13 protein-coding genes are annotated in these 14,335 nt (G+C 49.8%); 10 read left to right on the top strand and 3 right to left on the bottom strand.

Annotation, left to right across the window (positions count from 1 at the left end):
- Positions 1-193: 193 nt before the first annotated feature.
- From pyrC to IE082_RS04120, 4 genes are all read left to right on the top strand, one after another.
- Positions 194-1,237: a dihydroorotase gene (gene pyrC, locus IE082_RS04135; protein ID WP_189492008.1), complete on the top strand. Its 1,044-nt coding sequence runs from the start codon at positions 194-196 to the stop codon at positions 1,235-1,237.
- A gap of 153 nt (positions 1,238-1,390) precedes the next feature.
- Positions 1,391-2,755: a UDP-N-acetylmuramate:L-alanyl-gamma-D-glutamyl-meso-diaminopimelate ligase gene (mpl, locus tag IE082_RS04130; RefSeq protein WP_189492004.1), complete on the top strand. Its 1,365-nt coding sequence runs from the start codon at positions 1,391-1,393 to the stop codon at positions 2,753-2,755.
- 49 nt (positions 2,756-2,804) lie between these two features.
- Positions 2,805-3,365: a YqiA/YcfP family alpha/beta fold hydrolase gene (locus tag IE082_RS04125; RefSeq protein ID WP_189492001.1), complete on the top strand. Its 561-nt coding sequence runs from the start codon at positions 2,805-2,807 to the stop codon at positions 3,363-3,365.
- Positions 3,366-3,412: 47 nt separating this feature from the next.
- Positions 3,413-3,649 (top strand): hypothetical protein, encoded by a 237-nt coding sequence (locus IE082_RS04120; RefSeq protein WP_189491998.1) that lies wholly within the window; start codon positions 3,413-3,415, stop codon positions 3,647-3,649.
- A 182-nt stretch (positions 3,650-3,831) separates the two neighbouring features.
- Here IE082_RS04120 and aqpZ read toward each other — a convergent pair whose 3' ends face one another.
- Positions 3,832-4,554: an aquaporin Z gene (gene aqpZ / locus IE082_RS04115; RefSeq protein WP_189491995.1), complete on the bottom strand. Its 723-nt coding sequence runs from the start codon at positions 4,552-4,554 to the stop codon at positions 3,832-3,834.
- 429 nt (positions 4,555-4,983) lie between these two features.
- Between aqpZ and IE082_RS04110 the strand changes: the two genes are divergently transcribed.
- From IE082_RS04110 to IE082_RS04085, 6 genes are all read left to right on the top strand, one after another.
- On the top strand, positions 4,984-5,739 hold the full coding sequence (locus tag IE082_RS04110; protein ID WP_189491992.1) for an enoyl-CoA hydratase: 756 nt from the start codon (positions 4,984-4,986) through the stop codon (positions 5,737-5,739).
- A 170-nt stretch (positions 5,740-5,909) separates the two neighbouring features.
- A complete protein-coding gene (locus IE082_RS04105; protein ID WP_189491989.1) occupies positions 5,910-6,557 on the top strand; it encodes a TetR/AcrR family transcriptional regulator in 648 nt (215 codons plus the stop codon).
- 32 nt (positions 6,558-6,589) lie between these two features.
- Positions 6,590-8,371: an acyl-CoA dehydrogenase C-terminal domain-containing protein gene (locus IE082_RS04100; RefSeq protein WP_189491986.1), complete on the top strand. Its 1,782-nt coding sequence runs from the start codon at positions 6,590-6,592 to the stop codon at positions 8,369-8,371.
- Between the two features lie 132 nt (positions 8,372-8,503).
- Positions 8,504-8,923 carry a DUF2147 domain-containing protein gene (locus tag IE082_RS04095; RefSeq protein ID WP_189491983.1) on the top strand — a complete coding sequence of 140 codons (420 nt, stop codon included), beginning with the start codon at positions 8,504-8,506 and terminating at the stop codon, positions 8,921-8,923.
- A gap of 114 nt (positions 8,924-9,037) precedes the next feature.
- On the top strand, positions 9,038-11,431 hold the full coding sequence (locus IE082_RS04090) for a 3-hydroxyacyl-CoA dehydrogenase/enoyl-CoA hydratase family protein (RefSeq protein WP_189491980.1): 2,394 nt from the start codon (positions 9,038-9,040) through the stop codon (positions 11,429-11,431).
- Between the two features lie 113 nt (positions 11,432-11,544).
- Positions 11,545-12,741 (top strand): acetyl-CoA C-acyltransferase, encoded by a 1,197-nt coding sequence (locus IE082_RS04085; protein WP_189491977.1) that lies wholly within the window; start codon positions 11,545-11,547, stop codon positions 12,739-12,741.
- A gap of 219 nt (positions 12,742-12,960) precedes the next feature.
- Here IE082_RS04085 and IE082_RS04080 read toward each other — a convergent pair whose 3' ends face one another.
- A complete protein-coding gene (locus IE082_RS04080; RefSeq protein WP_189491975.1) occupies positions 12,961-13,266 on the bottom strand; it encodes an OmpA family protein in 306 nt (101 codons plus the stop codon).
- Entirely contained in the window at positions 13,266-14,330 is a 1,065-nt protein-coding gene (locus IE082_RS04075) for a CLIPPER-2 domain-containing protein (protein WP_444542693.1), read from the bottom strand. Before IE082_RS04075 ends, IE082_RS04080 begins: the two co-directional genes overlap by 1 nt.
- Between the last annotated feature and the right edge of the window lie 5 nt (positions 14,331-14,335).

Genomic DNA, 14,335 nt, shown 5'->3' with positions numbered 1-14,335 from the left:
GTAAGAATCATACTGCTATTTCCTTAGAAAAATCGAGCAAAAAATCAAAATATATTCGCCAACCACACATGTAAGCCAGCCATAAAAATCACTGTGGTAAAATCACGCGCCCCGTGATGAAACCTTTGACCGAACACTCTCAAAAAACACCGCTCAACGAGTCTCATAAAACGTCAAAAACCTCAGGAATCCCATGACCTCTATCGACATCATTCAGCCAGACGACTGGCACGTCCATTTGCGCGATGGTGAGGCACTCGCCCACACCGTACCGCACATCGCAAACCAGTTCGCACGCGCCATCGTCATGCCCAACCTGAAACCACCTGTGACCAATCGTACCATGGCACAAGACTACGCCACGCGCATCATGGAGCATGTACCAGAACATGTCGATTTCACGCCGTTAATGACGCTGTACCTCACCGACAAGACCAATGCGGGCGACATCAACTGCGCCGTGTCAGCCAACGCCGTCAAAGCAGTCAAACTCTACCCAGCAGGAGCCACGACCAACTCCGACTCAGGTGTGACGTCACTGGATCATTGTGATGGGGCATTGTCGATGATGCAAAGTGCTGGGTTGCCACTGCTGGTGCACGGTGAAGTGACGGATGCCAACGTGGACATATTTGACCGCGAAGCCGTATTCATCGACAAAGTACTCATCCCTTTACGCGCTCGCTATCCGAAGCTCAAAATCGTGCTGGAGCACATCACCACCCGCGCAGCAGCTGAGTACGTGGCCACATCAGAGGATGGTATCGCAGCCACAATTACCGCTCATCACTTGCTGTATAACCGCAACCACATGCTGGCTGGCGGCATCAGACCACATTACTACTGTTTACCGATTCTCAAACGTGAGTCACACCGCGAAGCACTGATTGGAGCGGCCACATCTGGCAACCCACGGTTTTTCCTCGGTACAGACAGCGCACCACACGCGCAACCCACCAAAGAAACCGCCTGCGGTTGCGCAGGCTGCTACACAGCATTACACGCGATGGAGCTGTACGCCACCGCCTTTGAGCAAGCGGGTGCCCTCGATAAACTCGAAGCCTTCTCCAGCATCCACGGCGCAGCGTTTTATGGTTTGCCTGTGAATACACGAAAAATCCGACTGGTTAAAGAAGATTGGCAAGTACCCAGCGAATTACCGTACATTGAAGGACAAAAACTGATTCCGCTCAATGCGGGCGAGACGCTGTCGTGGAAATTTGCTGGGATTGTTTAAAAACCAATTCAGGACAAACCAAATAAAAGCCGCTGGTTTTGTGCGTCTTTGCCACAGCGAGCCAATCAAAGTAAGTTAAAATACCGACCATCTTAAAAAAACGAGGTGAAACACACGTCTCACCTCTCTAAATTACATCACTGGTTGGGTTTTATGCACATTCACATCTTAGGTATTTGCGGCACATTCATGGGTGGCATCGCGGCCATCGCCAAACAAGCAGGTCACAAAGTCACTGGCTGCGACGCCAACGTTTACCCGCCCATGAGCACACAACTCGAAGCGCAAGGCATTGAGCTCATCAGCGGCTTTGATGCGTCACAAACTGACTTAAAGCCTGATTTATACGTGATTGGCAATGTCGTCTCGCGTGGTAACCCGCTGATGGAGGCGATTCTAAATCAAGGTCTGCCTTATATTTCAGGTCCACAATGGCTCGGTGAAAACGTCCTGCGTGACAAATGGGTACTCGCCGTCGCAGGCACACACGGCAAAACCACCACCTCATCCATGCTGGCGTGGATTTTACAAGATGCGGGTTTAAGCCCTGGCTTTTTGATTGGCGGCGTGCCAAATAACTTTGGCATTTCGGCGCGTTTGACCGATGACCCTTTTTTTGTCATCGAAGCCGATGAGTACGACACGGCGTTTTTTGATAAACGCAGTAAATTCGTGCATTACCGCCCACGCACTGCAATTTTGAACAATCTTGAGTTTGACCACGCAGACATTTTCGCTGACTTAAACGCGATTCAAACGCAGTTTCACCACCTCATGCGCACCATCCCAGCCAATGGTTTGATTGTCTCCAATGCGCATGAAGCCGCTTTGGACGAAACCTTGTCTCGTGGCGTATGGACCGATGTGGCACGCTTTGGTAATGGTTTGGGCGACTGGCAAATCAGCAACGTGGGCAGTGATGATTCATTTGATGTATTGCTCAAGGGCGAACTGCAAGGCCGCGTCCAATGGAACGTCACAGGCGAACACAACCGATTGAATGCACTGGCCGCCATCGCGGCCGCGCGTCATGTTGGCGTTGAGCCACGTCACGCGATTGAGGCATTCTCCCGATTCGAGATGGTTAAACGCCGCATGGAAATCAAAGGTGTGGTCAACAACATCACCGTCTACGACGACTTCGCCCACCACCCCACTGCCATCACACTCACGGTTGCGGGTCTGCGTAAACGCGTCGGTACAGCACGGATTTTGGCCGTACTGGAACCCCGCTCGAACACCATGAAACTTGGTGTCATGAAAGCACAGCTGCCTGACTCATTGACACAAGCCGATTTGATATTCGGTTACGGCGCAGTCGGCGATGGCAAAGACGCGCTCGGCTGGGACTTGGCTGAATCACTGGCGCCGCTGGGAGATAAAGCGCGCGCATTTAGCGACCTCAATGAGTTGGTGAATGCCGTCAAGGCAGTCGCACAATCGGGCGATCATATACTGGTCATGAGCAATGGCGGATTTGGCGGCGTACATCAAAAATTATTGGATGCACTAAAATAATCATTGCCCACCCAAACTCATGTGGTGCGCAGAACAAGGAGAATTTTTCATGAAACTTTTGTACTTGCATGGTTTTCGCTCCACCCCTAAGTCACCAAAAGCTGTGGCGATTGCGGACTACTGTAAAACCCATGGTTTGAGCGCACCCGTGATGCCGCAGTTACCCATATCCCCGAAGGACTCGATCAAACTGTGCGAAAAGCTCATCAAGGAGCACGCGATTGACACTGTCTGTGGTTCTTCACTCGGTGGTTTTTACGCCATTCATTTGGCCGAAAAATACCATTTTCGCTGCGCCACGATCAACCCAGCCCTCACCCCATGGAACGAACTCAAACAAGCCAGCCTGCAAACGCGATACAACGTTGAAGAAATCACACCATCAGACGCCATCCGCTACCTGGCTGAACTCAAGCATTATGAAACTGAAGAAGTCACCGATTTGTCACGTTATTTATTGCTTGTGGCAATGGGCGATGAAGTACTCAACCCTTGGCAAATGCGGGCTTTTTTCAAAGGGGCGCAACAAATCATCGTTGAAGGCGGAGACCACGCGCTCAACGACTTTGGCGGTCAGCTCCATGACTTAATGACGTTTTTGTCTTCATGAGGAACCCTTAGTTTCATCATATTCATTTCTCCGCTTTTCAGCGCGAAATGGCTCTGTTTGTCAACGCGGCTGAATCACTCGGCCACACCACCTCTGTCGAGCACGGCGTCATTCGTCCTGGTGCTCTCAACATCTTGTTTGCCACGCACAGCGAACCTTTAGCATCGCTAAAGAAAAAAGCCGAACACATTGATTTTGTACCGATGGGTTATATGCCTGTAATGAGTTGTATTCCGACAAATGTGCCACAGGATATTGACGTGCTTTTTTTACGGAACAATTAATCCACGCCGCAAACAGTTATTGCAAAAAATTTCCGAACTGGGCGTCCATTTGGTCTCGAATGACTCTCTCGGCCGTCCGATTCTGGCACTGATATTGAGCAAAAATCTGCACCCATCACACCAAAGAAAATAGCGCATAAAAAACCTCCACATCAGTGGAGGTTTTTTTACAACATCATTTCTTATTTGGCAGATTTTTCGCATTTGGTCACGCGATACAGCAACGCACCCGCGATACCACCCGCAATCGGCGCAAACCAGAACAACCACAATTGACCAACCGATGCGCCATTACCAAACATCGCAGCAATCACTGAAACACCTGTTGAACGTGCAGGGTTAACTGAAGTGTTGGTCACAGGAATCGAAATCAAGTGAATCAAAGTCAAACCCAAACCAATGGCGATTGGCGCAAAGCCTGCAGGCGCGTCTTTGTGTGTAGCACCCATGATAATAAATAAAAATGCCGCTGTCATCACAAACTCAGCGATCAATGCCGACATCATGCTAAAACCACCAGGTGACAACTCACCGTAACCATTCGTCGCAAATACACCCGCACCAGAAGTCGCCAAACCAGCGAAACCAGACTTACCACTGATGATGCAGTACAAAACTGCAGCACCAGCAATCGCCCCCACGACCTGCGCCACGACGTAACCAACGATGTCTTTAGTCGCAAAACGACCACCCGCCCACAAGCCAAAAGTCACAGCAGGGTTAAAGTGACCGCCCGAAATATGACCCACAGCATAAGCCATGGTCAACACAGTCAAACCAAAAGCGAACGATACACCCACAAAGTGAATGCCATGCTCAGGAAACGCCGCAGCCAAAACCGCGCTACCGCAACCACCCAAAACCAACCAAAAAGTACCGATAAACTCAGCGAGTAATTTATTCATATCAACCTCCATTAATAAAAAAGCAGTATCAGACTTTGGAGCCAAGCCCAAAGCCACCTTGGCGACACAATACACCAACATAATGGGCATGATGCAGCACAACGGCGCGATTTTACTAGAAAACAAACAGACACGTCATCATCCAGCTTGGATTTTTCAGATTTGAGTCATCATTCATGCGATAAATTAAGTATTGAACATGGGCAAAATCCTTGTGATTTTTGACTAATGTTTGACAAGCAGGATGACTGAAATTACACTGCCCCATAGATAAGAACGATCATTCTATTTTTTCATCATGTAACTTTGAGTCATCCAGTTGTCATACATGATGAGCAAACTGATGAAAAAGTCGCCTCAAAAAAAATCGTTTGGCACTTTGATTGCCGTTACCAAGCCATCATTCATAATTTCCAAAACGGAGACAGCATGAACATCATCACTCATATCGACGAGCGCATTGGCTACATACAAATCAACCGCCCTGAACGGAAAAACGCCCTCACATCAGCCATGTACCAAACCATGGCAGAAACGCTTAAAAGCTACGATGCGGACAACAGCGTCCGTGTGATTTTGCTACATGGTCTGATAGACATGTTTTGTGCGGGCAATGATTTACAAGACTTTCTACAGAACCCCGTCACCAGCAATGATGCACCCGTGGTGCAATTTTTATTCGCTCTGCGAGACTTAAAAAAACCACTGGTCATTGCGGTTAACGGCGTTGCTGTCGGTGTCGGTGTCACCATGTTGCTACACGCCGACCTTGTCGTTGTGGCCGATGACTCAAAATTTCAGTTGCCTTTTATCAATCTCGCACTCTGTCCAGAAGCGGGTTCCAGCTTACTGCTCACACAGCGAACAGGGTATTTACGCAGCGCGGAAAAACTGATGCTTGGTGAATTTTTTAACGCACAAGAAGCTTTGGAAATGGGCATTGCCAGCCGCATCATGCCCCACGTTGAAGTCCTGCGCTATGCCCAGCATCAAGCCCGACATTTGGCAGAAAAATCACCACAAGCCATGCGCGCTACCAAAACGCTGCTCAAGGCGGCAAATGCGGATGCGTTGCGTGATGCGATGGATGCTGAGCTACTCAGCTTTGGTCAGTTACTCCGTGGTGCTGACTCACGAGAAGCCATGACCGCATTTTTTGAGAAGCGTCAACCAAACTTCCAGTAAAACCCTGCTCAGAGTTTCAGCACGACGCTATAGGTTGACTCTGTACTCACAATAAAAACGCACACACGCACTTTTTCGACAAAAACACAGTTTTTTTGTGCTAACCTATTGACACGAGATATACTTTTGTTGAAAATAGAACGAACGTTCGATTTTGTTTGGAGAAACCGATGAGCGACACAACTCATTCGACACCCGTCGAACGCCAGCCCACACGAACAGCTGTGCGCAAAGGCGAGCAAACCCGCATGGCAATTTTGGATGTCGCCTTAGAAGTAGCAGCACGAGATGGTTTAGAGGGTGTGACAATCGGCATTTTGGCTGACCGTCTGAGCATGAGCAAAAGCGGGGTGTTTTCCCACTTTGGCTCACGAGAAGAACTTTTGATTGCAACACTCAAAGAGTATGAACATCGCTTTTTGGCAGAAGTCCTTAAACCAGCGGTCACACAGCCACGAGGCCTAGCTCGCCTCAAGGCTATTTTGGGCAATTGGTTCAACCGCTTAAATGCAGAGGCAGAGTCAGGGTGCTTATACATATCCGGCGCAGTTGAATACGATGATCGCCCAGGCCCAGTTCGAGATGAGTTGGTCGCCATGATTTCAGCTTGGGAGAAGGAGTTATACAAATCCATCAACCAAAGCATCGAAACAGGCGAGTTGATGTCGGACACGCCTGTGGAGTTGGTGATTTTTGAGTTGTATGGTGTCGCTTTGGTTTTTCATCAGCACAATCGACTGATGAAACGCGAAAATGGTTCCGCACTGGTTCGCCAAGTGTTCGAACGCATTCTTAAACAATATCGACGCGTGACGTAACACAACCGTCGCGCACAATTGGAGACAAAAACATGGGTTCATATATTCCACCACTGCGCGACATGCAATTCGTGATGCACGAGTTACTCAACGTAGAAGCTGAATTACAAGCGATGCCAGCCCACGCTGAGATCGACGCAGACACCATCAACGCTGTCATCGAAGAGGCGGGAAAATTTGCCTCTGAAGTCATTTTCCCTCTCAACCAATCAGGCGACCAAGAAGGCTGCCACTGGAACGACACCGTCGTCACCACGCCCAAAGGGTACAAAGAGGCCTATCAGCAATACGTCGAGGCAGGCTGGCCATCACTGTCTTGCGATCCAGCTTACGGAGGCCAAGGCTTACCGATTTCGCTGAATAACGCACTGTATGAAATGCTCAATTCAGCAAACATCGCATGGACGATGTATCCGGGTTTGTCACACGGTGCTTACGAAGCTTTACACGCACACGGCACAGATGAATTAAAAAACACCTATTTGGCGAAACTGGCTTCAGGCGAGTGGACTGGCACGATGTGTTTGACTGAACCTCATTGCGGTACAGACCTCGGTATTTTGCGCACTAAGGCCGACCCACAAGACGACGGTAGCTACAAAATCACTGGTACAAAAATCTTCATCTCCAGTGGCGAGCACGACATGGCGGAAAACATCATCCACCTCGTTTTGGCACGTCTGCCTGGCGCACCGACTGGCACGAAAGGTATTTCGCTATTTGTCGTACCTAAGTTTTTACCCAATGCTGATGGTTCAGTTGGCGCGCGAAACCCCGTTTCATGCGGTTCGATTGAACACAAAATGGGGATTCACAGCAACTCAACCTGCGTGATCAACTTAGATGGCGCTCTTGGCTGGATGGTTGGCGAACCAAATAAAGGCTTACAAGCCATGTTTGTCATGATGAATGCCGCACGCTTAGGCGTAGGTATGCAAGGTTTGGGTTTGACGGAAATTTCGTATCAAAACGCTCGCAATTACGCGAAAGAGCGCATCCAGATGCGCGCACTGTCTGGCGCAAAACATCCCGAAAAAGAAGCCGACCCGATTTTGGTACACCCAGATGTTCGCCGCATGTTGCTCACGCAACGCGCTTATGCTGAGGGTGCTCGTGCCTTCACATACTGGATCGCCTTGCAAATTGACCGAGAGCTGTCTCATCCAGACGAATCTGTCCGCAAAGAGGCGGCTGATTTAGTGGCATTGCTCACACCGATTGTCAAAGCATTCATCACGGACAATGCCTTTGAATGTACCAACCACGGCGTCCAAGTTTATGGTGGTCACGGCTTCATCGCCGAATGGGGCATGGAGCAATACGTGCGCGATGCTCGTATCACTCAAATCTACGAAGGCACGAACGGCGTTCAAGCTTTGGACTTGCTTGGTCGCAAAATTTTGTCAGACATGGGTGCGAAGATGAAAAAATTCGGTGAGCAAGTTCGTTCATTCGTCGAAGAGCACGGAGTCGATGCCAAAATGCAAGAATTCATCAACCCGCTTGGTGACATTGCCGTCAAAGTCGAAAAGCTCACGATGGAAATCGGCATGAAAGCCATGACCAACCAGGACGAAGTCGGCGCAGCATCCGTACCGTATCAACGAGTGGTTGGCCACATGGTGTTCGCTTACTTTTGGGCACGAATGGCGAAAGTGGCCTTGGAAAAAGAATCCACAGACGACTTCTACAAAGCCAAACTCGCAACGGCTCGTTTTTACTTTGCCAAACTCTTGCCCGAAACGGCTGGCTACATCCGTCAGGCGCGCGCAGGTAATGCCACACTGGCCGACATGAAAGACGAGTGGTTCTAATCATCAAAGGTATATCATGCGGCTTGGGTCAACCAAGCAGCTGAGCAACACATTGAAGTCATGTGGTTCTTTCACATCCACATCCATTCATGGCAGTACCCGCAACACCCTTTCACCCACAGGAGACAAAAAATGAAATTATTCGCAAAATTAGGGTTACTCACCGCAGGTTTAACTCTTTCCTTGGCAGCTATGGCTGACCCAGTCGGCACTTGGCGCACCATTGATGATGCCACGGGCAAGCCAAAGTCATTGGTGAAAATCACTCTTGAAGATGGTAAATACGTCGGTCGCATCGTTCAGCTACTCAACAATCCATCGGGCAATGTGTGCAACGCATGCGAAGGCAAGCTCAAAGGTCAAAATGTTTCGGGCAAAACCATTATGTGGAACGTGCAATCCGAAGGCGGTAACAAATACGGTGGCGGCAAAATCATGGACCCAAAAAGCGACAAAACCTACACCGTTTCCCTCACCGACAACGGCAACACGCTTGCCGTGCGTGGCTCTGTGATGGGTATCGGTCGTACACAGACTTGGTACCGTCAGTAAAACATTTGTTTGGTGGGTGTTCATCCCCGCCGTATTTCCTCTACCAACAGCAGCATGATTTTGAATGGGTCATGTTGCTGTATTTGATTTTAATTGGATGTGAAAAGGACAACCATGAGTAACTTAGTAATTCGCAAAGTCGCCGTGCTCGGCGCAGGCGTGATGGGTGCGCAAATCGCTGCGCATTTAGTTAACGCAAAAGTACCCGTCATGTTGTTTGACTTGGCAGATAAAGAAGGTTCAAAAAACGCCATCGTCGATAAAGCATTGGCAGGCCTTAAAAAACTCTCACCTGCACCATTGGGCAACGCTGCCCATGGCGCCTACATCGAAGCGGCGAACTACGAAACTGATTTATCCAAACTGGCTGAGTGCGATTTGGTCATTGAAGCCATCGCCGAGCGCATGGATTGGAAACATGACCTGTACGCAAAAGTCTCGCCACACTTGGCACCTCACGCGATTTTTGTATCGAATACTTCAGGCCTGTCGATCACCGAATTATCAAATGGCTTTTCGGACGAGCTCAAAAAACGCTTTTGCGGTGTGCATTTTTTCAACCCGCCGCGCTACATGCACTTGGTTGAGTTGATTCCGACTGCGACAACCGATGCTGAGACATTAGACAAACTTGAATCATTCGCCACCAGCACACTGGGCAAAGGCGTGGTTCGTGCAAAAGACACCCCCAACTTCATCGCCAATCGCGTTGGTGTGTTCTCAATTTTGGCGGTGATTGCCGAAGCCGAAAAATACGGTTTATCATTTGATGTCGTCGATGATTTGACAGGCTCAAAACTTGGTCGCGCCAAATCAGCCACCTTCCGCACCGCCGACGTGGTCGGCTTGGACACGATGGCACACGTCATCAAAACCATGGAAGACAACCTCAAGGATGACCCGTTCGCAGCACAGTACACAACACCCGCAGTGCTCAAAGCCTTGGTTGAAAAAGGCGCACTGGGTCAAAAATCAGGCGCTGGTTTCTACAAAAAAGAAGGAAAAGAAATCAAAGTGCTCAACCCAGCCACGGGCGAATACGTCACCGGCGGCGCCAAAGCGGACGAGCTGGTTGCACGCATTCTCAAACGTCCAGCGACGGAGCGCTTTAAATTACTGCGTGAAACTGATCACCCTCAAGCACAGTTTTTGTGGGCGATTTTCCGCGATGTGTTCCACTATATTGCCCTGCATTTAGAGTCGATTGCCGACAATGCGCGTGACGTTGACTTTGCGATTCGTTGGGGCTTTGGCTGGAACGAAGGCCCATTTGAGACTTGGCAGTCTGCAGGTTGGAAGCAAATCGCTGACTGGGTTTCAGAAGACATCGCGGCGGGTAAAGCATTGTCCAACGCACCATTGCCAGCGTGGGTGAGCGAAGTAGGTGGCGTACACACGCCAGCAGGCTCATACGCCCCCGCTCAAAAATCCTATACACCACGCTCAAGCTTACCCGTGTATGCTCGCCAAGCATTCCCAGCCGCGCTCGTCGGTGAAAATGCAGCCGATCCAAAAACCGCAGGCGTGACAGTCGAGGAGAATGACTCTATTCGCCTATGGCATCAAAACGACGGCGTGCTCATCGCATCATTCAAAACCAAAATGAACACCATCGGCCCAGATGTGCTCGATGGTTTGCAACGTGCCGTCAGCATTGCCGAAAAAGACTTTAGCGGTTTGGTCATTTGGCAACCTGCATCTTTGACAGGTGGGCCATTCTCTGCGGGTGCGGATTTACAAGCTGCGATGCCATTGTTCATGCAAGGCGGCGCGAAAGCGGTTGAGCCTTTTGTGAAAAAATTTCAAGATACCGCGATGTGTCTTAAATATGCACAAGTACCTGTTGTTGCGGCGTTAGCTGGTTTGGCATTGGGTGGTGGTGTTGAAACAGCCATTCACTGTGCACACCGTGTAGCACACCTCGAAACTTACATGGGTTTGGTTGAGCTAGGCGTTGGCCTCGTACCTGCAGGTGGTGGTTTAAAAGAAGCAGCACTGCGCGCCTCACGTGACGGTGGTGCTTATGGTTTCTCTAATTTGACCGAATTCGTCAAACCATGGTTCCAAAACGTCGCCATGGCCAAAGTCTCAAAATCTGCGCTCGAAGCGCGTGAAATGGGCTATCTCACCGCCTCAGACACCGTGGTATTCAACGTACACGAGTTGCTGCACGTGGCGAAAAACACCGCCAAATCACTGGCTGATGCGGGTTATCGCCCACCTTTAGCGGGCGTGGCCATCACTGCGGCTGGACCATCTGTCCAAGCAACGTTGCAATCGATCATCGCCAACATGCGCGACGGCCGATTCATCAGTGCTTATGACGGCGAACTTGCCACCCGCGTGGCAAACATCCTTGCTGGCGGCGGCGTTGAAGCAGGCACGGTCATTGACGAAGAATGGTTGCTCAAACTAGAACGTGAGCACTTCATCGACGCATTGGGCAAACCAAAAACCCAAGAACGCATCATGGGCATGTTGTCTACGGGCAAACCAGTGCGAAACTAATCGCACCGAGGTCTAGTGGCGAAGTCTGCGCTTTCGATAGCCCACCACTGACCTCTTGACTGTAGCACTGGTGGGCAATGCCCGCCTCACTCAACGAATTTGGAGAGATTTAAATGACTCAATTACAAGAAGCCTACATCGTCGCGGCAACCCGCACCCCCGTAGGTAAAGCACCACGCGGCGTGTTTAAAAACACCCGCCCAGACGATTTGCTCGCGCACGTATTGCGCAGTGCCGTAGCACAAGTACCTAATCTTGACCCCGCACTCATCGAAGACGCCATCATTGGCTGTGCCATTCCACAAGGCCCACAAGGCCTGAACATGGCACGCATGGGCGTGTTGTTTGCAGGTTTGCCCAACACCATCGGTGGTGTGACCGTCAATCGCTATTGCGCTTCTGGCGTGACAGCGCTCGCAATGGCTGCTGATCGCATTCGCACAGGGCAAGCCGATGTGATGATTGCAGGTGGCGCAGAGTCCATGAGCATGGTGCCAATGAATGCCATCCTGACCGATATGAACCCAGAGATTTTCACCAAGGACGAAAACGTTGGCATCGCCTACGGCATGGGTCTGACCGCTGAAAACGTCGCCAAACAATGGAATATCTCTCGCGAAGCGCAAGACGCCTTCGCCGCAGAATCACATCGCCGCGCACTCGCTGCACAAGCGGCTGGTTATTTCAACGCAGAAATCACACCTTATAACGTGACAGACATAGGCTTGAATTTATCTACTCACGAGTTGAAAAACAAAAACTTCACCGTTTCTCAGGATGAAGGCCCTCGTTCTGATACCACCGCCGAAGGCTTGGGCAAACTCAAACCCGTATTTGCAGCCAAAGGCAGCGTCACGGCAGGCAACTCCTCGCAAATGTCAGACGGCGCAGGTGCATTGATTCTCGTGTCAGAGCGCATGTTGAAAGAACACAATCTCGCGCCCCTAGGTCGTTTCGTATCGTTCTCCGTTCGTGGTGTGCCGCCCGAAATCATGGGTATTGGTCCAAAATTTGCCATCCCAACCGCATTAAAAGTTGCAGGTTTGCAGTTATCCGACATCGACTGGATTGAGTTGAATGAGGCTTTCGCCGCACAAGCACTCGCGGTCATCCAAGACCTCGATATGGATATGAGCAAAATCAACCCTCTCGGTGGCGCAATTGCTCTGGGTCACCCACTCGGTGCAACGGGTGCGATTCGCGCGGCCACAGTACTGCACGGCCTCAAGCGTACGGGTGGCCGCTATGGCATGGTCACAATGTGTGTGGGTACAGGCATGGGAGCAGCAGGCATTATTGAACGTCTCTAAACTCAACTGACTTAAACCAAAAACGCCACATGCTTTAAGCATGTGGCGTTTTTTTCACGTCAAACTGACAAAGATCATGCATGATGCCATTGAAAGATTTTTCATGAAAGACAATCCCATGATCAACCACGCTGTTCTCTGACTAAAGGCAGGTCAGGTCGCACTTGCACTCTTAATGCAACGCCACCTCAAACCTCCTATTAGGTGCCAAGCATTGAATCAGCTTGTCATTTTTAGGTCCTGGACATTGAACCAAGGGCTGACTGCCCCCGTGCCTTTAATGGTAATCAAGCTCTCATCAATGCCTTGGCTCACTAAAAATGCTTTAATGGTTTCAGCTCGTTTCGTTGAGAGCTTTTGATTATAGGCAGCCGAACCCAAACGATCAGTGTAAGCGGATACTTTCAACCCTTTTTGTGTCTTCGAGTCTTCCAATAAATGCTTAGCCAAATCAGCCAGCTTCTTACGTCCTGCGTCCAACAAATCAAAGCGGTCATACTCAAACAAACCATCCGCTGAGAGCATCACTGGTACGACAGCGGTTTGCCTGGTTCATAGGTATTAAACGGCATACGGAAACCGAAGTTAAACAAGCCAGGCAAACCTTGAGTCAAGCGTTTAACCAATGGGTTTTGCGTTGTAGAAACAGCGCCCTCAGGGATAGTAGCCACATCAACCTTCACAATGAAGTTACTGCCACGCGCCCATTGACCTGGGTTTATGCCTTCAATATGGTAGCGGCCATATGCATCGGTTTCAATCNTAATAGCTGAAGACGCATCACCGACCTTCGCACAGTTCTCCAAACTGCCTTGTCCTGCACTCGCACCCACACGCATCATGTAGCTCAATGTCAGCTTTTGGCCTGCGGCAACATCCAAACTCGATGTCGTCAATGGATACTCTGACGTCACAGTAAAGCTGCTATCACCTACCACATTCATTGAGCCTGAAACATAGCTCAAACCTGGCGCGGGTTGATCCACTAAGATAAAGTCTTTGGCATCGTATTTGCTTGGGTTCTCAATCACCACTTCGTAACGAACAAAATCACCAATCTTCGCCGTTTTGGTTTTAGATCGCTTGGTCACGAGAAGCTGAACATTTCTCCCAAAAATCGCTTGAGTAACTGTAGACTGATTACTGAGTACAAAACCCAACGCTGAGGTATTCGCTTTGGCCTGAGCAACATTTATCACAAAGCCTAAAAGAACGTCATTCTCAGTCACCTTGCGTTGACCAACACAAGTAACCACTGCATTAGGCAAAAGCGAGTTTGAAGGACATATTGCAGGCATATCAATCAGTGCATCGTCTATACTAAGTCCCGATAAGCTCACATTACCAGTATTACGTACCTCAAAACGGTAAGTCAATACACTCCCAAGTTGTGGACGTTCTATAGGCAAAATGGTTTTGCTTAACAATAATCGAGCGACTTGCTCTAACTTGGTAATAACAGGTTCTGTCTCATCACTTACAACCGTGCCCGATGGGTCAGTACCTGTCACGCTCGCTACGTTGCTGACCTCACCTGCATCAACCTCCGCTTGTGTGATGGTGTGTGTGCCCGTACAGGTGGTACTCACTCCAG

It is taken from the genome of Formosimonas limnophila, assembly GCF_014652675.1.
In the GTDB taxonomy this organism is placed as follows: Bacteria; Pseudomonadota; Gammaproteobacteria; order Burkholderiales; family Burkholderiaceae; genus Hydromonas; species Hydromonas limnophila.
The sequence above is the reverse complement of the archived record's forward strand: the minus strand, read 5'-3'. Positions and strand labels throughout refer to the sequence as shown.